The sequence below is a fragment of the Marinobacter halotolerans genome (assembly GCF_008795985.1).
In the GTDB taxonomy this organism is placed as follows: Bacteria; Pseudomonadota; Gammaproteobacteria; order Pseudomonadales; family Oleiphilaceae; genus Marinobacter; species Marinobacter halotolerans.
Genome location: NZ_VMHP01000002.1, coordinates 317,605 through 340,485 on the forward strand (window position 1 = coordinate 317,605; position 22,881 = coordinate 340,485).

Consider the following 22,881-nt stretch of genomic DNA (forward strand, 5'->3'; position numbering starts at 1 on the left):
TGTTGGCAAATTGCGTTATTTTTCATCGGCACAGGCGGAAAAGCGATTTCTATCGCATAATTGGTACCAAATATGAATTGAAGTTCATACTTTTAGTTCCAAAGAAGGAATTACTGGTGCAGATCTGGAAGCGTTTGCTGTTGAGTCTGGTAATACTGTTGCCCGCTTTGGCTCTGGCGGATGTTGCGGTCTGGTCGGAAACAACGGAACGGCTTGACCTGGCGGGCCAGGTTGATTACTGGCAAGAGCCTGATGCCCGGGCGTCTGTGCAGGAGGTTATTGCCCTCGACGACAGCCAGTGGCAGGCGGATGGTGGCGAGAGCATCAGCTTCGGTTATGGCGACCAGGTTTACTGGTTCCGGTTCCAGTTAAGTAACCCGCTCGCTGAACCTCAGTCCCCGTTGCTTGAGATTGCCTATCCGGTTCTGGACCATATTGAGGTCTATGTACTGTCCGATGACCGGATGGTGCAAAGCCTCATGCTCGGTGACGAGAAACCCTTCTCCGAGAGGCCGGTTCTTCACCGTAACTTCCTTATTCCCCTGACGTTGCCTCCCGAAGGCCTGCAAACGGTTTATCTGCGCGTGGACACGACGAGCTCGATGCAGGTGCCACTGATCCTCTGGGATCAGGCCGCATTTTTTGGCTCGGCGCAGTCCCGCAATCTTTTCGAAGGCATCTATTACGGCATCGTGCTGGTGATGATCCTGTATAACCTGTTTGTCTACCGCGCGGTGGGCGAGCGGAGTTTTCTCTTTTATGTGGGCTATATCGCCGCCATGCCGCTGTTTCTGGCCAGCCTGCATGGGGTCAGTTTCCAGTATCTCTGGCCTGATGCGACCTGGTGGAACGACCGGGCGATCATCGTTTTCCTCAATCTGGCGGTCTTTTTTGGTGGTGCCTTCACTCTGCGTTTCCTGACTGTGCGCCGTGAAATTCACCCGATTCTGAACCGGGTGGTGGTCGCGTTGATGGCCATGGCCGGGGCACTTGCCGCTGCTGGTGTGTTCGTACCCTATGCCCAGATGGTGTTACCCACCATTGTCGTCGCGGGGCTTGGGTGCAGCGCGATGCTGGTGATTGGCGTGGTGCGCTGGCTGAAAAACGATCCGGCAGCCCGGTATTACGCCATAGCCTGGTTTTTCATGCTGTTCGGCGGCATTGTCCTGGCGCTCAGCAAGTTCACGCTTCTGCCCCGGAATTTCCTGACCGAGAATGCCACCCAGGTAGGATCGGCGATCGGAGTCATTCTGCTGTCGGTCGCGCTGGCGGACAGGCTGAACCAGGAAAAACGGCGGGCCTTTGAAGCCCAGCAGAAACTGCTGGCCGAAGAGCGCAAGGCCAGGATCGCCCAGGCCAAATCGCTGCACGTTCAGCAGGAAGCCAACACCATGCTCGAAAAGCGTGTCCAGCAACGCACCCACGACCTTGAATCCCTGAATATAAAACTGATGGAGCTCAGTGCCACCGATTCGCTCACCGGCCTGAAGAACCGTGGGCATTTCGACCGGGTATTTAAATCCACAGTGGTCAAGGCGTTCCGCTTCGGCCAGCCCCTGTCCTTGCTGATTCTGGATATTGATCATTTCAAGAAGTTCAACGATACCTATGGCCACCTGGTGGGCGACGACTGCCTGCAGATGGTGGCTGGCTGCATTGGTGAGTTTGTCACACGTCCCCAGGACTTTGCAGCCCGCTACGGCGGCGAGGAGTTTGTTGTGCTGCTGCCCGATACCCCGAATGAGGGCGCTATGCGGGTCGCGGAGAAGATCCGGAGGAAGATTGAAGAAACCGGCTTTCGCGTGTCCGAGGAGATTCTGCATCTGACTGTCAGTATCGGGATCTGCACGGTAACGCCGTCCCGGGCGGATGCCACCAAGGAGATATTTACCAGGGCTGACGAAGCGCTTTACGAAGCCAAGGGTGCGGGCCGTAACCGAGTCGTCTCCAGTGCCTCCAGTGCAAATGCCAGCTCCAGCAGCGTTCTTTCACCACCATGACGGCCCATCAGTTGAACCCCAATGGGCAGATTCTGTTCCGTCAGGCCGCCGGGCAGGGTAATGGCAGGCGCACCGCTGGTGTTGGCCAGGGGCGTGAAGCTGACATACCGGAATAACCGTTCGAACAGTTCATCGAAAGGCACGTTGGGGCTGAGGTAGCCAATCTCCGGCGTGGTGTGGCCAACGACCGGCGTCAGTACTGCATCGAAGCCGGCAACGGCTTTTGCGTAGTCATGGTAGGAACGTTTGAGGCGCCAGAGTGCAGCGGGCAGGCGGTAGAACTGTTTCTTGAAGAGCCGGTAAAGCCCTTCAGTCAGACCATCCACTTTGCTTTTGTCAAAGCCCGGGCCAATCAGGCGCTTGCCGTTACTGCGCACCCCAAACGCCAGCATTCCCCAGTAAAGGGCAAAATCGGCAGGGAAGGTTTCTGGTACGGGGACCGGCATCGGTTCCAGGTGGTGCCCCATGCCTTCCAGGCTTTTTGCCACGGACGCCACGGCCTGATGGGTGTCTGAATCCGTCGGGTGGCCGTTGATTGAATCGAAAACCAGCCCGATTTTCATTGCCCTTTCCGGTGGGGCCTCCACCTTGCCAATGGCAGGCAGTTTCGGGTTGCGATAATAGCGCTCTGCACCAGCATAGAAGTTGGCAGTATCCCGCACGCTCCGGGTCACCACGCCATCGGTGACGATGTTGATGGGCAGGGATTTGGCCGCGTCGTTATCGATCAGCCGGCCGCGTGAGGGTTTAAGACCCACCAGGCCGCAGCAGGCGGCGGGGATGCGAATAGACCCGCCGCCATCGTTGGCATGGGCAATGGGGACAACGCCCGCCGCAACCAGCGCCGCCGACCCGCCTGACGATGCGCCGGAGGAGAATGCCGTGTTCCAGGGGTTGCGGGTGGGTTCGCCGTGGGCCGGTTCGGTGGTCGCATTGAACCCGAATTCAGGCAGTGTGCTTTTACCGATACAGACCAGGCCCTGGGCCAACAGCAGCTCTGCAAACGGGCTGGTTCTGGCCGCGATGTATGGTTCCATTGCTGCTGTGCCATGCCCGGTGGGGAACTTCTCAAGGTCGGTGTTGTCCTTGATCAAGGTTGGAACACCTGAAAATACGACGTCTGGATGGGCGTGGTGTTGCCCTGAATGGCCGGCAATTGCCTCAGCGTCATGTGGTATGGGTGTAGCGAAGCCGCCGATGACCGGCTGGGCATATCTGGCCCGGTCAAGGCTGGCATTGATCAGTTCGCTCCGGGAGCATTCGCGCCTGCCCAGCATGCCTGCAAGAGCGGTTGCGTCGTGTTGTCCCAGTACATCGTCGCAGAAGGTGTGAAAGCGGGGATGGCCCGGAGTCATGAAAAAATTCCTTACGGTTTTAATCCTTTGTATCAGGCGATAAGCTTAAGAAAGCTATAGTCAGAATTACTAGTGAATTTAATGTTTGAATCATCAATCGACGCGTTTGCCGAGCCCCTGGTGCGCCACTTTCTCGGAATATTTTTCCTGATGATCGGTGTTCAGTTCACCGCTCGCAGCCTGGGCCTCTATGCGCGCAATGGTTTTTCCTACATCCATTATGGCGAGCGTCGGTCAGCGGGCTGGTGGCACCGGCAGCTGTTCAATGTTTTCCGCACCCTGATTCTCGCCGCCGTCGTTGCCCGCATCTTTGTCGACATTGACGGTTGGTTCGGAGTCTTTCCGGCGCTTTATCACTGGCCCGTGCTGGTTGCGGGTATGGCCTGCCTGATTACTGCTTTCGGCCTGGTCAATTACTTTCAGGCCTATATGCATGAGCAGTGGCGTTCTGGCGTTGACCACAGCCAGGGCCAGCACTTGCTGACCGGCGGCCCCTACAGCCGCAGCCGCAACCCGGTTTTCATGTCGGTCATGCTGGGGCAACTGGGCTTTTTTCTGGCATTGCCCTCGGTATTCTCCCTGGTCTGTCTGGTGACCGGGGTTGTGGTGCTGATGCGTCAGGCCCGGGTGGAAGAGCGCGCGCTGTCAGATATCTTCGGCGACGCCTACGAAAGCTATCGCCGCCGCGTTCCGCGCTGGATCTAGCCTCGCCCCGGGGGCTAGGCTTTCTGTCTTGCGGTCTTGATCACATCATAGGCGTTACTGATTTCCCGCGTTTTCTGTTCGGCCATTTCCCGCATGCTATCTGGCAGGCCCCGCCCGGCCAGTTTGTCCGGGTGGTTCTCACTCATCAGTTTGCGGTAGACCTTCTTAATGTGGTCGTCGCTATCCGAGGAAGAGACTCCCAGTACCTTGTAGGCGTCTTCCAGCTGACTGGCCGTTGAGCGCTGCGCAGAACCGGCCTGGCCGCCCTGGGACCCTCTCAGCATGGCTTCCAGCTGGTCTACCTGGGATTCCGGCAGGCCAAGCCCGCGGGCAATTCGAAGCAGCATTTCATGTTCGGCCGGATGAACCACGCCATCGGCGGCCACGGCAGAGACCTGCACCTGCAGGAACATCTGCAGCAGCGCCGGTTGGCGACCGCTGATTCTCAGGAAATGCTGTAGCTCGGCGTCCAGGTCAAAATCATCGGCTTTGCCGCGATTAAAGGCTGCCTTGGCTTTGTCCCGGCTCTCGTCTGTGAGGCGGAACTGCTGGAACAGGCGCTCCGCAACCTGGATTTCGTCACGGGTGACCACACCGTCCGCTTTACAGAGCGCGCCCATTACCGCGAACACAGATTCCAGAAACCCGGTCTGCACGTTACTGATTTTTTGCCACAGCCGGTATTTGATGTAGCGGGTCAGAAATGCGCCCGCGGCTGCGCCAATCAGAAGTCCCGGCAAGCGCCCGAACAGGTAGCCGATCAAACCGCCAATAAACAGGCCGAACATGTAGGGTTCCTTATAATGGGTGAAATATCAGATGAATAACTTCACAGCATAGCGCCGATTGGCCTGAGACTGAATGATCGGATGCAAGATCGCCCAGCGTAGATGACCTCGATAGGCCGTTCCCGGGAGGGTAGACTGAACCCATGACATCAGATCTTTTTGACGAATCGGAAGCGCCCTGGGTCGAGTCCCTGGGTGATGGTGCAGTTGTACTCAGGCGATTTGCACGGGCCATGGCGCCGGATTTACTGAACGCCATCAACCAGGTAACCGGGCAAGCCCCCCTGCGCCAGATGAAAACACCTGGCGGCCACACCATGTCCGCTGCCATGGCCTGCTGCGGCACCTGGGGCTGGGTAACCGATCGCCAGGGCTATCGCTATCAGCAGACCGACCCGCTGACGGATAAGCCCTGGCCGCCAATGCCGGACGCATTAAGCAATCTGGCCCGACAGGCAGCGGCGCAGGCCGGCTATCTGAACTTTCAGCCGGACGCCGGCCTGATCAACCAGTATCTGCCGGGGGCAAAAATGGGGTTGCACCAGGACAAGGACGAAACGGATTTCACCCAGCCTATCGTGTCGGTGTCTCTGGGCGCGCCGATTGTGTTCCAGTTCGGCGGTAACCGGCGCAGCGACCGCCCACAGAAAGTACCGCTGGAGCATGGAGACGTGGTGGTGTGGGGTGGTACATCACGGCTGCGGTACCACGGGGTGCTGACACTAAAATCCGTGGAGCATCCCCTGACCGGCGCCTGTCGTTACAACCTGACCTTCCGCCGCGCCATGTAGGCGGTTGAAGGAAGCCGGTTATAGGTGGCTTGTCAGTATCCACCCGCCAACGCCGATCAGGGTCAGGCCGCCAAAGATTTCCGCCCGATGTCCCAGAACCGACCCTACGATCCGCCCGAGCATCACGCCCAGCGTCACCATGATGGTGGTGGCCAGGCCAATCAGCCCAGCGGCCAGCAGGATATTGACGTTGATAAAGGCCAGCCCCACGCCCACTGCCATGGCGTCGATGCTGGTGCCAACGGCGGTCAACGCAATTTTAAGAAAGGATTGGCCGTTGGGCTGTTCTTCGTCTTCCGAGACTGGCTTCATGCCCTCATAGATCATGTGCAGGCCAAGGGCGACCAGAAGCGTGAATGCAATCCAGTGATCCCAGGCTTCCACATGGGCCGCCGCCGATTTGCCGATGAGCCAGCCAATCAGAGGAGTGATCGCCTCGATCGTGCCGAAGATAAGACCCAGTTTGAGGGCATCTGAAAAACGCGGGTACTTCTGGCTGGCTCCTTTACCAATCGCGGCGGCAAAGGCATCCGTGGACATGGCCAGGGCAAGCAGGAGAAGGGCAAACAGGTTCATCAGGCTAGCTCCGGTCAGGCAATTTGAAACCACGATATATCCACGCGCCTGACCATCAGGCATGGATACATCGATGGTCTCGCCAACCGAGAGGTGTCCGTACCATGGCATGTGGCCAATTATGTTGACACGGACTCTTCCGGTAACCGGAAGCAGGCTACTCCCCAACGAGCGGCTAATTTACCAAGGCTCGTCGGCAATCTCAAATCGGCTGCCTGTTCCCCTCAAGAATCCGGGTCAGACGCTGGAGTAATTCGCCACTGTGGCGCCAGAAATGCCAGTACAGGGGAACCGTAAGCTCATGGCCCGGTGCCAGGTTGATCAGCTCGCCGGAATCTATCCACGGCTGCGCCTGCATTTGTGGAATCATGCCGTAACCGATGCCGGCACGGGCCATCTGCACGAATCCCTCGGAAGAAGGGCAAAGATGAAAGGGAAAGCGCCCCTGGTAGCCGCAATCCGCCAGAAAGCGATGCTGCAACTGGTCGTTGGGGCCAAAGATGATGGCGGGTGCTGAGGCAAAGGCTTCCGGCGTTAGACCCTCCGGGAAATAACGTTGCCGGTAGCCACCAGTCGCCAGCGGCCAGTAGCTGACCTCGGTAACGGGAACCGCCCGGGCACCGGCAATGGGCTGGCTGCTGCTACACAGGCAGGCGGCGACGTCGCCTTCGCGCATCCGTTTGAGTCCCACGTCCTGATCTTCGATCACCAGATCCAGCAGGAGTCCCTCGCGGGTGCAGAATTCACCCACGGCCGCAGCCCACCAGGTGGCAACGCTGTCGGCATTGATGGCAATCCGCAATCGCGATGACTCTTCCGTCAGGGTGGGGATGGCGGTGTGCAGATCCCGCTCCAGCAATTGAACCTGCTGGAAATGGTTCAACAGCTTCTGTCCGGCGGGGGTAGCCTTCAGCTCCGGATGGCGGGTCAGCAACGGCTGGCCCAGCCTGACCTCCAGAGATTTGATGCGCTGGGATACCGCCGACTGGGTAAGGCCCAGGGCTTCACCAGCGCGCTCGAAACCGCCGTTCTCAATGACTGATGCCAGCGCCTGAAGCAGTTTGTAGTCCAGCATAAGAAAAACTTATAGGGCATTAAGAGTATGATTTTTAAGTATAGCGCCAGATGGGTAAGCTTGCAGCCAATATTCAGGAGTGCATCATGCTGACAAGTTATCTCACCGGGCTGATTGTATGTGGCGGCATCATCGTCGCGATCGGCGCTCAGAACGCCTACATCCTGGGCCAGGCTATTCGCCGCGAGCACCACTGGAAATGCGCCGGCATCTGCATGAGTGCGGACATCCTGCTATTCACGGCGGGCATGTTCGGCGTCAATGCAGCATTGATGGCAGTGCCGGAAGCGCTGGAAATACTGCGGTGGATGGGAGTAGTGTTTCTGGGCTGGCTGGCGGCGCTGGCCTTCGCCCGTGTGGCCAAAGGTCGCGACGCGCTGGACGCGAACACCAAGGCGGCATCCAGCTCGCGGGCGGTGATCCTGACAACCCTGGCAGTGACCCTGCTTAATCCCCAGGTGTATCTCGACACCCTGCTGCTGATTCCGGCCATCGGGGCGCAGCAATCCAGTGCCTTTGGCTTTGTCGCGGGGGCCAGCAGCGCCTCGGTGCTCTGGTTTGGCCTGGTGGCGTTCAGTGGGGCTGCGCTTTCACCCTGGCTGGCAAAGCCTAAAGCCTGGCGGGTAATCGACGGCACCATTGGCGCTATGATGGCGGCCATAGCCATCCATCTGGCCCTTAACGGCCTGTAAACTGACTATTTGGCTCTGGTGTTCTTGCCCCAGAGTTCGGCCTTCATCTCAGACCAGAGCTGGCGGTAGGCTGCCGCTGGAGTGGAACGGGGGCTGAGCACTTCCAGGGGAAGCCCCTCCTCGCCCATACGTTCAACGGCGCTGGAATAGGGAATCATCGCCTTCGAGGGCCGGTCGAAAAGTTCGGCGCTCTTTTCTGTCAGTTCCCTGTGAAGCTTCTTGCGCCGATCCACCAGGGTGAAAAACGGCCGCAGTTTTTTGAGGCCGAGTTTCTTGTCCTTGACCAGATCCTGGAATTGATACCAGCTGTTCAGGGAAAGCCAGGTGGGTACCAGCGGCACGTACACCAGGTCGGCAATTTTCAGGACCTGTTCCGTCAGGCGCGACTGACCGGGTGGGCAGTCAAGCACCACCAGACTGGTGTCTTCCGACAAGGGGCCCAGTATGGTTTTCAGGGGGTTTGTCCGGTCGTCATCTTCCAGCTTGATATCGAAGTTCCGGAAACTGGGGTGAGACGGCAGCAGGTCCAGGTTCGGGTAGACGTTTTCTTCAATAAAATCTGCGATCGGAAGCCGGCCGTCCAGCAACTTGGAGATCTTCCTGCCTTTGGTACGGGAGGCACCGGAAAGATAGAAGCTCGCGGCGCCCTGCGGGTCAAGGTCCCAAAGCAGAGTAGAGCAATTGCCAGCATTGGCCAGATAGGCGATGTTGACGGCCGAGGCTGTTTTCCCAACTCCGCCTTTCGGACTGTAAAAAGCGACGATTCTCATGGCGTGCTCCATCTGTCGGCCGGTCATTGAACCACAATTTACATTGTGAAATATGACATTCCCGTGAAACATGTAAACTTCGGCATTCACGCATCATTTCCCGCCGCTACACCCGACGCCCAGGCCCACTGAAAATTATGGCCACCCAGGTGGCCGGTGACGTCCACGACTTCGCCGATGAAATACAGATTGGGTTTTTCCAGCGCGGCCATGGTTTTCGATGACAGCTGGCGGGTGTCGACACCGCCGAGCGTGACTTCTGCTGTCCGGTAACCCTCGGTTCCCGACGGTTTGATCTGCCAGCGGCTGAGGATGTCAGCCGCGGTATCAAGATCCGCATTTTTATAACCCTGCAGCGGGCCGCTCCAGCCGTTGAGATCGTTGAAGGCCTGGGCAAATCGCTTTGGCAGGTGCTGCATCAGATACTGGGCGATGGTGGACTGGGGTTTTTGTTTGCGCAGGGCGTAGAGGTCTTCCCGGGCGTTCTGACCGGGCAGAACGTTGACCGACAGGGCATCCCCCGGTGACCAATAGCTGGAAATCTGCAACATGGACGGCCCGCTCAGGCCTCGGTGGGTCACTAGCATGGGTTCCAGAAAGTGCGCCTGGTTGCAGTGCACATCCACCGGGCAGCTGACGCCGGAAATCGGTTCCAGCTTTTCTTTCAGTTGTGGCTGCAGGGTAAACGGCACCAGTCCTGCCCGGGTGGGTAGAAGCCTTAGCCCGAACTGCCGGGCAACGTCATAGCCGAAACCGCTTGCGCCCATGGTCGGAATTGAAAGCCCGCCGGAGGCAATCACCAGGGATTCGCACCAGAGTTGCCCGGCTGTGCTTTCCAGGCGGTAGCCGCTGTCCGCTTCATGCACGGCCTCAACGCTCGTCTTCATGCGGACTTCGGCACCTGCCCAATCACATTCGGTCAGCAGCATGTTGAGAATGTCCTTGGCGCTGTCTTTGCAGAACAGCTGCCCCGCTGCCTTCTCTTCATGCTCGATGCCGTGGCGTTCCACCAGTTCCAGAAAATCCTGGGCTGTGTAGCGTTTGAGCGCGGAAATACAGTAGCTGGGGTTGTCCGACAGAAAGTTGGCCGGCGTGCTGTTCAGGTTGGTGAAATTGCAACGGCCACCGCCGGACATCAGGATCTTCTTGCCCGGTTTGTTGGCGTGATCCAGCACCAGCACCCGGCGGCCACGGTAGCCGGCGGTGGCCGCGCACATCAGCCCGGCGGCGCCGGCGCCGATGATAATAACGTCGTAGTCGTTACCTGATGGTGTCTGGCTCATGGCAGGTAAACGTTACCTTCCATGTAGAGTACGGCCTGGCCCGCTATGGCGACCCGGTCGCCCTTCAGTTCGCAGCGCAGCCGGCCGCCCCGGCGTGAAACCTGGCGAGCGTCAAAGCGGGTTTTGCCCAGTCTTTCCGCCCAGTAGGGCACCAGAACGCTGTGAATGGAGCCGGTGACCGGGTCCTCGTCAATGCCGGCGCCCGGGGCGAAATAACGGCTGACGAAATCGCAGTCCTGTCCCGGGGCGGTAATGATCAGCCCCTGGTTGCCCAGGCTTTTCAGGGTCCGCATGTCCGGCTCTGCAGCCCTGACCGCGGCCTCGTCTGCCAGCACCACCATGTAGTTGGTGTCGTTGGGCACGAAAAAGGCGGTTTCCGGCGCGCTTTCAAGCGCTTCCGTGATGGCAGACGGCGTCGGCCGTTCTTCGCAGGGCAGATTGGGGAAGTCCAGTGTCAGCCAGCCATCCTTGCCTCTGCTCACGCCCAACAAACCGCTTTTCGACTGGAAGCGCAGGGAATCCGCGGGCCAGTCCAGGCGGTTGAAAATAACCCAGGCGGTGGCGAGGGTGGCGTGTCCGCAGAGCGGCACTTCGGTGCCGGGGGTGAACCAGCGAATCCGGAAATCGGCATCATTCCCTTCCGGTAAGGCGGTGAAAAAGGCCGTTTCCGACAGATTGTTTTCGACGGCCAGCGCCAGCAGGGTGTCGTCCGGCAGGTCTGATTCCAGCGGCATAACAGCGGCCGGGTTGCCGCCAAACAGCCGGTCGGTAAAGGCATCCACCTGATAGATGGGGTAGGGCATGGGACGTTCTCCGGGCATCGGTAAGGCGCCTATTCTGAACAAAGATGTCATTAAGTGACAAACTTTCCGGCGCAATGGCTCCTGGCTTCCACTTCTATTGAAAACAGTTGTAAGCTGAGCACAGCTGTAACAGGGCTCCATAATCATAAAAAACAGGAGGCTGCCATGACCATCAGCTCAACCCCTTCCGGCGTGTCCGTTGCGCCGCGTCATATGCATTTCAATGTGGACCGTGATCTTGAAACCCTCTGGCACGGGGGCGACGTGTTCCGCACCGCTTTTTTCAATGCACTGTCACTTCAGTTCCCGGACGGTGAGCAACAGTTCATCAATGCCGTTCGCCTTTACCGGGACAAGGTGGATGACTCCAAGCTCAGCAAGGAGATTCGCGGGTTTATCGGGCAGGAAGCCCTGCACAGCCGTGAACACAAACAGTACAACGACGCGCTGAAAGCCCGCGGTTACGACATCGACGCCATCGACCAGCGTTTCCGCAAGCACATGGCCTGGGTGGGCAAGTTACCGCCAAGCCGCCAGCTGGCTGGCACCTGTGGTGCCGAGCACTATACCGCGGTGTTAGCCAACGCGATTCTGGAACACCCGGAGTGGATGGCGGGGGCAACGCCGGAAATGTCCCGACTATGGCGCTGGCACGCCATCGAGGAAACCGAGCACAAATCCGTGGCGTTTGACGTGTATCAGCACTGCGTGGGTGATGAAAAGTTGCGCCGCATTGTGTTCCTTTTTGTGAGCTGGAATTTTTTCAAGTTCACCTTCCTGAATACCTGCGCATTGCTCAAGGCCGACGGCAAACTCTGGAGCCTGACCACCTGGGCGAGCGGCATGAATTTCCTGTGGGGCCGGCCGGGGGTAATCAGGAAGTGCCTGCCCGGCTTCCTCGGGTACTTCAAAAGAGGCTTTCATCCCTGGCAACACGATAATCGTGACCTGATCGATAAAAATCTGGGCGATCTTGAGTTAAAACAGTAGCCTTAATACAACAATAACGATCAGTTCAGGGGGCGCAGCAGCCCCCTGTGTCTTTGGAGGCACCTATGCGCGTTGGTTTGATTGTCGATTCCGCTTGCGATCTTCCCTATGAATTCTCCCGGAAGAACGATCTGTTCGTGCTGCCGGTCACCGCCGTGATAGATGGCCAGACCTACATCGACGAGCACGACCCCGTCCGCACCCAGGAGTTTTACCAGAGCGGGCTGCTGCAAAAAGGCCACCATGCCGAAACCCAGGCCTTTACCCCCGAGCAGATTCACGATCTGTTCATGGAAAAGATCGTCACCGAATACGATGTGGCCTTTTGCGAAACCGTCGCCCGCAGCCGGAGCCTGATCTTCCAGAATGCCACGGAAGCCATGAACAGCGTGATGAGCCACTATCAGGAGGCCCGCAAGGCCGCTGGTCGCGAAGGCAAATTCTCCATGCGGGTGATTGACAGCAAACAGATTTTCGCGGGGCAGGGCCTGCTGGCGGCCCACACCCTCAAGCTGATCGACCAGAAACTGTCCAAGAATGCCCTGCGCAACGAAGTGGAGGAATTCACCGGCAAGATCTACACCTGCGTGATTCCCCGGGATCTGCACTATATCCGCGAACGGGCCCGGCGCCGGGGCGACAAGAGCATCTCCGCGTTCGGGGCGTTTCTTGGCAAGGCGCTGAATATTACCCCGGTGGTGTTCGGCCAGGGCACTGATGGCAAGCCGGTGGCGAAAACCCGCAGCTTTGATGCCTCTGTCGAGAAGGTCATGAACTATGCCATTGGCCGCGTCGAGGCGGGGCTGCTGACGCCCTATGTTTGTCTGTCCTGCGGTATGAACTGGACCGAAATCGAAGAGCTGCCCGGCCTGAACCGGCTCCGCGATGCCTGCGAGGCGGCAGGCGTCGAGTTGTTGCTGTCCCAGATGGGAATTACCAGCAGCATTTATGTGGGCCCCGGCAGCCTTTGTCTTGCCCTGGCGGCAGAGCCCCATCAGTTTTCGGACTTCCAGTAAGGCGGCTGTTGGCCGCCGTTCTTCAGATTTCTGCTTCCAGGGCAAAGGTTTTTAACCGGATGGGGTGTTAGCCTCGGTTTGATATTTCCGGGGCCTGTAAACTCACGCCAACTCTATCTGGATACCGACTATGACCACGGCCAGTACCGATCTTGCCGACGCGCTGCTGCAGCAGCACGTCAAACACGAGCTTTCGTCACTGAAGGGCGCAAAACTGCGCCGCTTTCTGTCACGGGAAGTGGATGAACTCTTCGACTACGCCAGCCACATCACCCTGGGGCGCATTACCTCGGCCGAGCAGGTGATGGGCCTGATCCATCGCGTCGTAATGAACATGGAACTGGACCCGGGCATACCCGAAATGGCCGCCGAGATGGCCACCGAGGTGCTGAATGCGCCGGTCCAGAAAACCACCACACTGAGCGAGATCATCACCCGCGAGCAGGCTACCGGGTTTCTGGAAGAAGCACTGGAGCTGAAACAGCAGCGCCAGCGGGTGATCAGCGAAATCATGGAACACCCGGTCTACCAGGAGCTGGTGTCCAACCTGGTCTATCAGGGCGTGGTGAACTACCTGTACGAAGACAACCTGCTGACCAAAAACGTGCCCGGCGTGGGCTCCATGATGAAATTCGGCAAGCGCATGGCTAACCGGGCGGTGCCGGGGCTGGATGAGTCCTTTGAGCGGCGGTTCAAAGCCTGGCTGTCGGACAGCCTGCCGGGCCTGATCGCCCGCAGCGAGCAGTTCCTGCACAAGTCCCTGACCGACGATGAACTGCGTGACAGCGTAATGGCCGTCTGGGTCTCGCTGGAAGACCGGACCGTTGCCGAGCTTCAGGAGGGCCTGGGGGATATCCAGCTTCAGGAGTTCGTGGTTCTGGGATACGAATTCTGGCTGCAGTTCCGTAAAACCCCCTATTTCGAGGGTTGCGTGGAAGCGGTTGTGACCCACCTGTTCGAGCTTTATGGCGACCGGCCGCTGATGGATCTGCTCAACGATGTGGGCGTGAACCGCGAGCTGGTGATGGCGGAAATCGACGGTTACGCGCTACCCGTAATAGACGTGCTGCGCGAGGAAGGCTACCTTGAGGCTTTGATTCGTCGTCGTCTGACTCCCTTCTACAACTCGGCCGCGGCGAAGAAACTTCTTTCACAAGGAGCCTGAGTCGGAATGTGGATACCCGTTGAGCTGCTCTGGGCCTACCTGGCGGCCATCACTCTGCTGACCGTGACGCCGGGCGTGGACACCCTGCTGGTGATGCGCAACACCGGCCGTGGTGGCTTCGGCGACGGTGCCATGACCAGCCTGGGCATCTGCTGCGGGCTGTTTCTGCACGCGGCCCTGTCGGCTCTGGGTATCTCGATTCTGCTGGTGGAAACCGCCTGGGCGTTCACCGCGCTCAAGTGGGCGGGCGCCTGCTATCTAATCTGGCTTGGGGTTATGTCCCTGCGACAGGCCTTCGCCCGTAGAGCCAATGCACAGGCGCTGGCTCCCGCCGAGGCACAGGCCCGGCAAATGCCGGCTTCCCGCGGTGCTTCCTTCCGTGAAGGTGTGCTTTCAAATCTGCTTAACCCGAAAACGGCTCTGTTCTACATGGCGCTGTTACCGCAGTTTATCGACCCTGCAGGTCCTGCGTTTGCTCAGTCAATGGTTCTGGCCGGGCTTCACTTTGTGCTGGCGATGGTCTGGCAGTGTGTGGTGGCGGCAATGGTCATTCAATCTCAACAGTTGCGGCTCAACCATAAGCTAACCCGCCTTCTCAATGTCGCCACTGGCGGCGTTTTCATCGCAATTGGAGTCAGGCTGGCTCAAGAATAGCTGTACTTGGTTGGCATCGTGAAACAGCTTTAAAACGCGAAATTTATTTACCTTCATTGCCTTTTTTTAATTCCCTTGTCTATATTCATGTAGTTGCAATCATTATGTAGTTCTAAGTGATAGATGATTGCGCGTCGATGTGTCGGTCCGAGCACGAGGGTTCGACGAAATGAAACTTTTATACAAAAAGGGAAATGCCCATGAAGCACCTATGGTTGCTCATGGCGTTGACGGTGGTTCTGGGTGGTTGCGGCGGGGGAAGTTCCAGCTCTTCTCCGGAGGAAATAGCTTCAACAACCATTTCCGGCGCAGTGGTCAAAGGGCCTGTCGGTGGTGCTACCGTTAACGTCTTTAAAATGGATGATGGGGGTGGCGCAATCAGCCCACCCGTTGCAGGCCCCATCACCACCAATGCCGACGGCTCCTGGTCTGTCGAGATACCTGATTCAGTTCCCCGCCCACTACTGGTTATCGCGACCGGAGGTAGCTATACCGACGAAGCGACAGGAGGAAATATCGACGTTGGTTCTGCGGAACTGAGTTCCTTCCTCAGCGAGGGAGCGACTTCGGCGGCAGTCAGCCCCTTGTCCGAATCGGTTGTGCGTGCCGCACGCCAGTATCTTCAGGATAATCCGACAGCCTCTGTAAACGATGGTATCGCCGATGGTGTGACCAAGGTGCAACAGGTTTTCGGTACCGGTTTTGATCCTCTGACCGACCAGCCTGATCCGACAAGCAGTTCTCCCGAAAGCGTTAAATACGCAGCTGCACTGGGCGGTCTGTCGCAGTTGGCTGCAGATCAAAGCCCGTCAACGGATCCGCTGGCGACGGTGCTTGCGTTTGCTGAGGACGCGTCAGACGGCACTCTCAATGGCCAGGTAGGCACAAATCCGGTGTCCATTGATGAGACCACCAGTTTGCCAACCACCATTGGAGTCGCGGATTACTCGAACTCTCTGAACACCTACATAGCCTCTGACAGTAGCGGCTCCTTTGACAGCTTGGTGTCTTATACCATTGCAGGTTCAGTATCTTCTGGCCTGGGTTCAATAGCCCCTGCCGAGGTGGTTGTGTTCGAGGGTGACACGGCCCAATTCACTATTGCGCCAGCAACAGGCTATCAGGTTGGAGCTCGTTCCGGGTGCAGCGGGGAAATCAGTGGTGGTGTCTTCACAACGGACCCAGTGTTGGCCGCATGTGGCGTTAGTTTTGCCTTCGATAAAATCCCATACACAGTGACCGTGGAACCAGCAACAGGCGGCTCGGCCTCTTTGACCTCCGCGACAGTTCTTTTTCAGGACGTCCAGGTCATCGACTTTACGGCGAATGAAGGTTTCGATCTGGTTTCAGTGTCCGGTTGCAGTGGGTCTCTGGGCGGTGCGCAATACACAACCGGCCCGGTTATCGCAGACTGTACGGTGACGCCGGTATACGAGCGGCAACAGCGTACGGTGAGCCTGGCGCTGAACCCGACAATTGGCGGTAGCTTCGATGTTTCAGGACCGCTGACTGCCCTCTATGGAGACTCAGTGACTGTCACCGCAACGGCGAACAGCGGCTATAACCTGCTCGGTGTATCCGGGTGTGGCACAGGTAGCCTGACGGGCAACGAATATACCTCTGGGGCTGTTACGGCGGATTGCACCATCACTGCCAGCTTCGCAGCAGTTCCTACCTATACGGTTACTGCTCAGCGCTCGGGGCCAGGCACAGTGAGCCCGACATCCCGCGTGGTTAACGAAAATGCTACTGCAACGTTTGATCTGACGCCTGATTCCGGGGCGGCGCTCGGTGCGGTTTCAGGATGTGGCGGCGCCCTGGACGCAGGTTCTCCACCAAGCTACACCACTGCACCTGTGACCCAGGCCTGCACCGTGACTGCTGTATTCGAATCTATCTACTCAGTGACAGTGAATCCTGGCGCTAACGGCAGCGCGAGCCCGCTATCGGTTGAGGCATTGGCCGGAGAGCAGCCCGAAATATCCATTACAGCGGACGAAGGCTTTGAGATCGACGCGGTGACGGGCAGCTGTGGTGGCACTCTTAGCGGCTCGATCTATACGCTTGCTGCCGTAAGTGCTGATTGCACCGTGGATATCAGCTTCGTCGAACAGTCGGTCAGCACCCCGGCGGTGTGGGACCAATTCAATTGGAATGAAGCCAACTGGCAGTGAGGCCATTGGTTATGACGTTAATAAAAGAGGTAATCATCATGAAAAAACTGATCCTAACCGGCCTCACCGCGATGGCGTTGTCGGTCTCAGCTTCCGCTGCAAGCGTTACGGGCTATTCGGCGCCGACCGCCAACACACCGGCGAATGCCGCCGAAGTGGACGCAAACTTCCAGGCACTGATCACGGCTATTAATGACAACGCAGCCCAGATTGACGCCTTGAACAATCAGGTAGCGGCACTGGAAAACTCCAGTGTTTCCGACAGGACCTATGCTTTCGAGCAACTCCTGTTCATTCTTGGAGCACAAAAAGCCGTAGATCCAGCGCAATCACCGGAAAGTCAGGAGTCTGGCCCATCCGGTGGCAGTTCGGTTCAACAGGGGTTCGCACGAATTGGCATGTACAAGGCTTCGCACACTTTGGCCTTCGCTGGGGACGGCACTCTCACGTTGACTCTGGACGGAAGTGAGGTGGAGTTCTGGGTGAACAGTGATTCGGATATCGGACTGACTATAACTGATACCGGGTCTGTCACTGGCACCTGGAGCCAGACTGGCAACATCGTGACTGTAAATTTGCCTGGCGGGGATGTTTTTGATGTAACCGTGGCTAATGGCGGCGGCGCGATAACGATTCGCGATGCGCTGATCGGCGGCTTTGATACCGATAATGGCTGTAACGGTGATGGCACTGTCTGCAGCTACGAATACGAAACAAGCATTAATTTCGGCTTGGAAACCACTCAGTAGACAACGCTGATGGCCGGCAGCAGGGCGTCTCTGCTGCCGGCCATTACGGAGCTACCTTTCCAGATACTGCAGTTTGTCCGGCTTGCCATCCCACTCTTCCGCATCCGGCAGCGGGTCTTTCTTCTCGGTGATGTTTTCCCATTTTGCGGCAAGGTCTGCGTTGATCTCGATAAACTGTTCCTGACCGGCGGGCAGCTCATCTTCCGAGAATATGGCCTCGGCGGGGCATTCCGGCTCGCACAGGGCGCAGTCGATGCACTCGTCCGGGTCGATCACCAGAAAGTTGGGGCCTTCGTAGAAGCAGTCCACAGGGCAGACTTCCACGCAATCGGTGTATTTGCACTTAATGCAGTTATCAGTAACGACAAAGGTCATGAGCAGTCCCCTGGTCCGGTAGTCAATCTCATCGGTATAAGAATTAGTGCGCGATATTGTAGGGAGGCCCCCGCAGGGGCGCAAGCGATAGTGTCCCGTGGGGCTTATCTTCTGGCCATAATATCCCGCAGTTCATAGAGCCGGTTCAATGCCTCTCTCGGGGTAAGGCCGTCCAGGTCCATCTCCGACAGGGCTTCTTCGACCTTGCTGGGCTCCATGGACGAAAACATATCCCCCTGAAACGCGCTCGCCTGGGCGGCTTTTGATGATCCCGAAGCAGAAGGCGCAGTCGGTTCCGGCCGGGCTATCATCGGGGCAACGGGCTCGGCACTGCCTTCCAGATGGGCAAGCTGGGCCTTGGCGTGGCGGATCACGTCCTGGGGAACGCCAGCCAGTTTTGCCACCTGAAGGCCGTAGCTCTGGCTGGCGGGCCCGTCGTGAACGTTGTGCAGGAACACGATAGTGTCGTCGTGCTCGGTGGCGGTCAGGTGCACATTAACCGCGTGGGTCAGTTCGTCGGCCAGCTGGGTCAGTTCGAAATAGTGGGTGGCAAACAACGTATAACAGCGAATGTGTTTTGCCAGATGCTCCGCCGTGGCCCAGGCCAGCGACAAGCCATCAAAGGTGCTGGTGCCTCGCCCGACTTCGTCCATCAGCACCAGGCTGTGTTCGGTGGCGTTATGCAGGATGTTGGCGGTTTCGGTCATTTCCACCATGAAGGTCGAACGTCCGCCGGCGATGTCATCGGATGACCCCATACGGGTGAAGATCCGATCCAGCGGGCCGATCACCACGCGGTTGGCGGGCACGAAGCTGCCGGTGTAGGCCAGTAGGGCAATCAGCGCGGCCTGGCGCATGTAGGTGGACTTACCGCCCATGTTGGGGCCGGTGATCACCAGCATTCGCCGCTGGTCGTCCATCAGCAGGTCGTTGGGCACGTAGGGATCGCTCAGCAACTGCTCCACTACCGGGTGACGACCCTGCTCAATATCAAAGCCCGGGGATTCGCTGAATTCCGGCGGGTTGAAGCGCAGGCTGGTGGCTCGTTCGGCGAAATTGCTAAGCACATCCAGTTCCGCCAGGGCCTGGGCGGCGTCCTGCAGCGGGGCCAGCTCGGCAGCGACGGTTTCCAGTACCTCGTCATACAGGGCTTTTTCCCGGGCCAGAGACCGGCTCTTGGCGCTCAGGGCCTTGTCTTCAAATTCCTTGAGCTCCGGGGTGATAAAGCGCTCGGCGTTTTTCAGGGTCTGGCGGCGGATATAATCCACCGGGGCCTCCTCGGCCTGGGCCCGGCTGATCTCAATGTAATAGCCGTGAATCCGGTTGTAGCCGACTTTTAACGTGCTGATTCCGGTGCGCTCCCGCTCCCGGGTTTCCACATCCAGTAGAAACTGGCCAGCGTTCTCACTGATGTTGCGCAGGTCATCCAGTTCCGCATCGAAGCCCTCGCGGATCACCCCGCCGTCGCGGATAACCACCGGGGGATTATCGACGATCCCCCGCTCCAGCAGGTCCGCCAGTTCCGGGTATTCGCCAATAGTGGTGGCCAGTTTCACGATCAGGTGGGAATTGACCGGTGTCAGCACCTTCTGTAGGTCCGGCAGGGCGTGGAAGGCGTCCCGCAGCCGCGACAGATCCCGGGGCCGTGCAGAGCGCAGGGCCACCCGCGCCAGTACCCGTTCAATATCCCCCACGGCTTTGAGCAGGTCGTGGACCGGCTCGTAGTGGAAGCCGTCCAGCAGCGCCGATACGGCCTGCTGGCGTTGCTCGACAACAGAAACGTCCCGCAGTGGCCGGTTCAGCCAGCGCCGCAGTTGTCGCCCGCCCATGGAAGTGGCCGTGCGGTCCATCACCCAGGCCAACGTGTGCTGGGTGCCGCCCATCAGATTGATGTCGATTTCCAGATTGCGGCGGCTGGCAGCATCCAGGATCACCGCCTCTTCCCGGCGCTCGCGGCTGAGTTTACGGATGTGGGGCAGGGCGGTGCGTTGGGTTTCCTTGGCGTACTGCAGCAGGCACCCGGCGGCGCAGATGGCCAGGGACATGTCCTCACAGCCAAAACCGGTCAGATCCTTTACCTGCAGCTGCTGGGTCAGCACCCGATGGGCGGTATCGGATTCGAACAGCCAGGGGCCCTGGCGGCGGATACCGGTATAGCCATCCAGTACTTCCTGGAAGGGGAAATCCTCGCTGATCAGGATTTCGGCCGGCCGAAGCCTCTGCAGCTCGCCCTGAAGGCTTTCCAGGTCGTCCAGTTCCGATACCGCAAAGCGGCCGCTGGAAATATCCAGGGAGGAAAACCCGAACTTTTCCTGGCGGTTGTAGATGGCCACCAGCAGGTTGTCGCGGCGGTCTTCCAGAAAGGCGTCGTCGCTCAGCGTACCGGGTGTGACGATGCGCACCACCTGCCGATCCACCGGGCCTTTACTGGTGGCCGGGTCGCCAATCTGTTCGCAGATGGCGATGGATTGACCAGCCCGAACCAGACGTGCAATGTAACCCTCAGCGGAATGATAAGGGATACCGGCCATGGGAATCGGGCTGCCGCCGGACTGTCCGCGGGCCGTCAGAGTAATGTCCATAAGCTCGGCGGCTTTGCGGGCGTCGTCGTAGAACAGCTCGTAGAAATCCCCCATGCGGTAGAACACCAGTTCATTCGGGTGCTCGCCCTTGATTCTGAGGTATTGCCTCATCATTGGCGTGTGCTGGGAAAGATCGGTCTGGGCTGCTGACATGGAGGGTTCCGGATCTATGGCATTTGGTGAAGGCATGGATTGTAAGAAAATACAGCCCAGGATGAAACGAGGGGGCCATTATGTCACTAAACGACTCCGTAACAGATGAAGCCCTGACCGAAGCAGGGGAAAACCTTGCCAGCCTGCTGCTGGCACGGAAACAGACGATTGCCACGGCGGAGAGCTGCACCGGTGGCTGGGTGGCAAAAGTACTGACCGACCGGGCCGGGTCCTCCGCTTATATGCTTGCCGGTATCGTGAGTTACAGCAACTCGGCCAAGCGAGACCTTTTGGGTGTTACCGAGACCTCACTTCAGGACTATGGCGCTGTAAGTGAACCGGTGGTGAGGGAGATGGTCGCCGGGGCTCTGGCAACAACCGGCGCAGATGTGGCGGTGTCTATCAGCGGCATTGCCGGCCCCGATGGCGGATCGAAGGACAAGCCGGTGGGCACCGTCTGGTTTGCCTGGGGGCTCTCCCAAACCGATACCGAAGCGGTGGTTGAGCACTTCAGCGGGGATCGCGATACCGTTCGCCGCAAGGCGGTCCTGTTTGCGTTGCAGGGCGTACAGAGTTATCTCGAAAACAGATGATCAGCAGGGCTTGGTCTTGAGTTCGGCTTGTGTTTTAATACTGTTCAAATATACAGGAAACTGGTGACAGAGGCGTGAAATAATGGAAGACAACCGCAAAAAAGCATTGGGCGCAGCGCTCAGCCAGATCGAACGTCAGTTCGGTAAAGGCGCCGTGATGAAAATGGGCGATCAGCCCCGGGAAGCGATTCCCGCTGTTTCCACCGGCTCGCTGGGGCTGGACGTTGCACTGGGCATTGGCGGCCTTCCATACGGGCGCATCTGCGAGATCTACGGCCCGGAAAGCTCCGGTAAAACAACCCTGACGCTGCAAGTGATTGCCGAAGCCCAGAAGGCCGGCAAAACCTGTGCGTTTGTGGACGCCGAGCACGCATTGGACCCGGTCTACGCCGAAAAGCTGGGCGTTGACGTGGACGAGCTGCTGGTTTCCCAGCCGGACACCGGCGAGCAGGCACTGGAAATCTGCGACATGCTCGTGCGTTCCAACGCTGTTGACGTCATTATCGTGGACTCCGTAGCCGCACTGACGCCAAAAGCCGAAATCGAAGGCGAAATGGGCGACAGCCACGTTGGCCTGCAGGCACGCCTGATGTCCCAGGCGCTGCGCAAGCTGACCGGTAACGTGAAGCACGCCAACTGCCTGCTGGTGTTCATCAACCAGATCCGTATGAAGATCGGTGTGATGTTCGGCAGCCCGGAAACCACCACCGGTGGTAACGCCCTGAAGTTCTACTGCTCCGTACGCCTGGACATCCGCCGCATCGGTGCGGTGAAAGACGGCGACGAAGTGATCGGCAACGAAACCCGCGTGAAAGTGGTCAAGAACAAGGTGGCCCCGCCTTTCAAACAGGCTGAGTTCCAGATCATGTACGGCAAGGGTATCTACCATATGGCCGAAGTGGTCGATATGGGTGTTAAAGAAGGGTTTGTGGACAAGGCCGGCGCCTGGTACGCCTACAAGGGCGACAAGATCGGCCAGGGCAAGGCCAACGCCTGCAAGTTCCTGGAAGAGAACCCGGATATTGCCAACGAGATTGAAACCGCTGTCCGCGACAAGCTGATGCCCAAGCCCGCCAAGAAAGAGGCGGCAGCAGAGGAAAAAGCGGAAGAAGCCAATGGTGAGCTCCTCTAAGACCTTACTGATTGTTGCTCATGCACCCTCCGCCAACACGCTGAAACTCCGTGAGGCGGTTGAGCGGGGGGCATGTCATGAAGACATTGAAAACGTTCGGGTGAAAGTGATGGCTCCGCTGGATGCCGGCCCGAACGACGTCCTTGCCTGTGATGCCATTATCCTGGGTACCACTGAAAACCTGGGATACATGAGCGGCGCGTTGAAAGACTTTTTCGACCGCACCTATTATTCGGTTCTGGAAGAAACCCAGGGCCTGCCTTTCGCCTACTACATCCGCGCCGGCCATGATGGCACGGGTACCAATCGGGCCATTGAAACCATCACCACGGGTTTACGCTGGCGCCTGGTACAGGAGCCGCTCATCTGTCGCGGTGAATACCGGGATGAATTTGAAGGCCAGTGCCAGGAACTGGGGATGTATCTGGCGGCCAGCCTGGACGCCGGGCTTTTCTGATAC

22 protein-coding genes and 1 riboswitch are annotated in these 22,881 nt (G+C 58.4%); of the genes, 13 read left to right on the plus strand and 9 right to left on the minus strand.

Translation table 11 applies throughout. The annotated features are described in order from the left end of the window. Nucleotides 1-116 precede the first annotated feature (116 nt). On the plus strand, nt 117-2,000 hold the full coding sequence (locus FPL19_RS11765; RefSeq protein ID WP_225314402.1) for a sensor domain-containing diguanylate cyclase: 1,884 nt from the start codon (nt 117-119) through the stop codon (nt 1,998-2,000). Here FPL19_RS11765 and FPL19_RS11770 read toward each other — a convergent pair. Continuing rightward, nucleotides 1,910-3,355 carry an amidase gene (locus tag FPL19_RS11770; protein WP_150912756.1) on the minus strand — a complete coding sequence of 482 codons (1,446 nt, stop codon included), beginning with the start codon at nt 3,353-3,355 and terminating at the stop codon, nt 1,910-1,912. The two genes, FPL19_RS11765 and FPL19_RS11770, sit on opposite strands and share 91 nt — an antisense overlap. Before the next feature lie 81 nt (nt 3,356-3,436). Here FPL19_RS11770 and FPL19_RS11775 point away from each other — a divergent pair, with 81 nt between their 5' ends. Then, the gene (locus FPL19_RS11775) at nt 3,437-4,060 is read left to right on the plus strand and encodes a methyltransferase family protein (RefSeq protein ID WP_150912757.1); all 624 of its coding nucleotides are present in this window, start codon (nt 3,437-3,439) and stop codon (nt 4,058-4,060) included. Between the two features lie 14 nt (nt 4,061-4,074). Here FPL19_RS11775 and djlA read toward each other — a convergent pair whose 3' ends face one another. Continuing rightward, nucleotides 4,075-4,848 carry a co-chaperone DjlA gene (gene djlA / locus FPL19_RS11780; protein WP_150912758.1) on the minus strand — a complete coding sequence of 258 codons (774 nt, stop codon included), beginning with the start codon at nt 4,846-4,848 and terminating at the stop codon, nt 4,075-4,077. Nucleotides 4,849-4,991: 143 nt separating this feature from the next. Between djlA and alkB the strand changes: the two genes are divergently transcribed. Further along, nucleotides 4,992-5,639, plus strand: a complete 648-nt coding sequence (gene alkB, locus FPL19_RS11785; protein ID WP_150912759.1) for a DNA oxidative demethylase AlkB — start codon at nt 4,992-4,994, stop codon at nt 5,637-5,639. 18 nt (nt 5,640-5,657) lie between these two features. Here the strand turns inward: alkB and FPL19_RS11790 are convergent, their stop codons facing one another. Continuing rightward, complete coding sequence (locus FPL19_RS11790) at nt 5,658-6,215, minus strand: manganese efflux pump MntP (RefSeq protein ID WP_150912760.1); 558 nt, start codon at nt 6,213-6,215, stop codon at nt 5,658-5,660. A 7-nt stretch (nt 6,216-6,222) separates the two neighbouring features. Continuing rightward, a riboswitch (yybP-ykoY riboswitch) is annotated at nt 6,223-6,393 on the minus strand. Nucleotides 6,394-6,417: 24 nt separating this feature from the next. Beyond that, nucleotides 6,418-7,290, minus strand: a complete 873-nt coding sequence (locus FPL19_RS11795; protein ID WP_150912761.1) for a LysR family transcriptional regulator ArgP — start codon at nt 7,288-7,290, stop codon at nt 6,418-6,420. Nucleotides 7,291-7,376: 86 nt separating this feature from the next. Between FPL19_RS11795 and FPL19_RS11800 the strand changes: the two genes are divergently transcribed. Then, the gene (locus tag FPL19_RS11800; protein ID WP_150912762.1) at nt 7,377-7,982 is read left to right on the plus strand and encodes a LysE/ArgO family amino acid transporter; all 606 of its coding nucleotides are present in this window, start codon (nt 7,377-7,379) and stop codon (nt 7,980-7,982) included. Between the two features lie 5 nt (nt 7,983-7,987). Here FPL19_RS11800 and FPL19_RS11805 read toward each other — a convergent pair whose 3' ends face one another. From FPL19_RS11805 to FPL19_RS11815, 3 genes are all read right to left on the minus strand, one after another. Further along, nucleotides 7,988-8,752: a ParA family protein gene (locus FPL19_RS11805; protein ID WP_150912763.1), complete on the minus strand. Its 765-nt coding sequence runs from the start codon at nt 8,750-8,752 to the stop codon at nt 7,988-7,990. A gap of 86 nt (nt 8,753-8,838) precedes the next feature. Continuing rightward, entirely contained in the window at nt 8,839-10,035 is a 1,197-nt protein-coding gene (locus FPL19_RS11810) for a BaiN/RdsA family NAD(P)/FAD-dependent oxidoreductase (protein ID WP_150912764.1), read from the minus strand. Beyond that, on the minus strand, nt 10,032-10,838 hold the full coding sequence (locus FPL19_RS11815; protein WP_150912765.1) for a PhzF family phenazine biosynthesis protein: 807 nt from the start codon (nt 10,836-10,838) through the stop codon (nt 10,032-10,034). Before FPL19_RS11815 ends, FPL19_RS11810 begins: the two co-directional genes overlap by 4 nt. A gap of 165 nt (nt 10,839-11,003) precedes the next feature. On the opposite strand from FPL19_RS11815, the gene FPL19_RS11820 reads away from it, so the two are divergent. From FPL19_RS11820 to FPL19_RS11845, 6 genes are all read left to right on the plus strand, one after another. Then, entirely contained in the window at nt 11,004-11,828 is an 825-nt protein-coding gene (locus FPL19_RS11820) for a metal-dependent hydrolase (protein ID WP_150912766.1), read from the plus strand. Between the two features lie 65 nt (nt 11,829-11,893). Next, on the plus strand, nt 11,894-12,844 hold the full coding sequence (locus FPL19_RS11825) for a DegV family protein (RefSeq protein WP_150912767.1): 951 nt from the start codon (nt 11,894-11,896) through the stop codon (nt 12,842-12,844). 130 nt (nt 12,845-12,974) lie between these two features. Further along, nucleotides 12,975-14,009 (plus strand): hypothetical protein, encoded by a 1,035-nt coding sequence (locus tag FPL19_RS11830; protein WP_150912768.1) that lies wholly within the window; start codon nt 12,975-12,977, stop codon nt 14,007-14,009. A gap of 6 nt (nt 14,010-14,015) precedes the next feature. Next, nucleotides 14,016-14,663 carry a LysE family translocator gene (locus tag FPL19_RS11835; protein WP_150912769.1) on the plus strand — a complete coding sequence of 216 codons (648 nt, stop codon included), beginning with the start codon at nt 14,016-14,018 and terminating at the stop codon, nt 14,661-14,663. Nucleotides 14,664-14,863: 200 nt separating this feature from the next. Next, nucleotides 14,864-16,837, plus strand: coding sequence for an InlB B-repeat-containing protein (locus tag FPL19_RS11840; protein ID WP_150912770.1), 1,974 nt, complete (start codon nt 14,864-14,866; stop codon nt 16,835-16,837). A 38-nt stretch (nt 16,838-16,875) separates the two neighbouring features. Then, a complete protein-coding gene (locus FPL19_RS11845) occupies nt 16,876-17,586 on the plus strand; it encodes a hypothetical protein (protein WP_150912771.1) in 711 nt (236 codons plus the stop codon). A gap of 51 nt (nt 17,587-17,637) precedes the next feature. Here the strand turns inward: FPL19_RS11845 and fdxA are convergent, their stop codons facing one another. Continuing rightward, the gene (gene fdxA / locus FPL19_RS11850) at nt 17,638-17,961 is read right to left on the minus strand and encodes a ferredoxin FdxA (RefSeq protein ID WP_150912772.1); all 324 of its coding nucleotides are present in this window, start codon (nt 17,959-17,961) and stop codon (nt 17,638-17,640) included. 104 nt (nt 17,962-18,065) lie between these two features. Continuing rightward, nucleotides 18,066-20,696: a DNA mismatch repair protein MutS gene (mutS, locus tag FPL19_RS11855; RefSeq protein WP_150912773.1), complete on the minus strand. Its 2,631-nt coding sequence runs from the start codon at nt 20,694-20,696 to the stop codon at nt 18,066-18,068. Between the two features lie 80 nt (nt 20,697-20,776). Between mutS and pncC the strand changes: the two genes are divergently transcribed. From pncC to FPL19_RS11870, 3 genes are all read left to right on the plus strand, one after another. Beyond that, nucleotides 20,777-21,289, plus strand: a complete 513-nt coding sequence (gene pncC, locus FPL19_RS11860; protein ID WP_150912774.1) for a nicotinamide-nucleotide amidase — start codon at nt 20,777-20,779, stop codon at nt 21,287-21,289. Nucleotides 21,290-21,371: 82 nt separating this feature from the next. After that, nucleotides 21,372-22,421, plus strand: coding sequence for a recombinase RecA (recA, locus tag FPL19_RS11865; RefSeq protein WP_150912775.1), 1,050 nt, complete (start codon nt 21,372-21,374; stop codon nt 22,419-22,421). Then, the gene (locus tag FPL19_RS11870) at nt 22,405-22,878 is read left to right on the plus strand and encodes a flavodoxin family protein (RefSeq protein ID WP_150912776.1); all 474 of its coding nucleotides are present in this window, start codon (nt 22,405-22,407) and stop codon (nt 22,876-22,878) included. Before recA ends, FPL19_RS11870 begins: the two co-directional genes overlap by 17 nt. Nucleotides 22,879-22,881: the final 3 nt, after the last annotated feature.